This is a genomic window from Pedobacter miscanthi (assembly GCF_032678605.1).
GTDB classification, from domain to species: Bacteria; Bacteroidota; Bacteroidia; order Sphingobacteriales; family Sphingobacteriaceae; genus Pedobacter; species Pedobacter miscanthi_A.
Genome location: NZ_JAVTSU010000070.1, coordinates 1 through 651, shown reverse-complemented (window position 1 = coordinate 651; position 651 = coordinate 1). Strand labels below are relative to the sequence as shown.

General features: G+C 44.2%; 1 protein-coding gene. It reads right to left on the bottom strand.

Features of this window, described 5'->3' with window-relative positions; translation table 11 throughout:
• On the bottom strand, positions 1–362 hold a 362-nt coding region (locus tag R2R28_RS29110; protein WP_316829174.1), incomplete at its 3' end, for a hypothetical protein.
• Positions 363–651: the final 289 nt, after the last annotated feature.

Below are 651 nucleotides of genomic sequence, written 5' to 3'. Positions count from 1 at the left end.
AGTTTGATTAGCCGGGCTTTAATGGCTCCATAGGTACGGGAGTGTAGTTTGGCGAGTTGGGTAATCTTGGTTCCTTCGTTAAAGCGTTCTGCAAGCAATTCATCTTCCTCTTCAGTCCAGGCCAAACCCTGATTACCTTTTTCAGCTACCGCCCTAAGTTCATTAAGAGCAAAGAATAGCGCCCTGATGATTTCGGGCTGGTTGTACGGGCTGTCTGCAGGGAATACTTCTCCTGTTACGGGGTCGGTACCAGCGGCCAGGGCCTGGAGAATCTCAATATGCCGGTTGTTATCCAAAAGTGAGGGAAGAGATGTTGCCCGGGAATGTTGAAAAAAAGAACCGATGAAAAAAATAAAAGCCATTATATTTATGTTGCTGGCGATGAGCGGAAACAGGCTCTGCTGAGGAGCAACCTGCGAGGAAATACACCAGTGTGCGACGAAGTATAACATTGAAAAGGAAGTCAGGGCTAAGGTTCTGGCTTTTCTTTTTTGGTTCATACTTCAGAGCACTCAATGCTTAAAAAAAACCTACGAAATCCCGGAAGGAACAAAAAAAATGCACCAACAACAGGCTTGTAAACCCGAACAAAAAACTAACTTTACGCATAAGGAACGTTCTTTATAACAGCTTAAAAATCCGTTAGGAAAA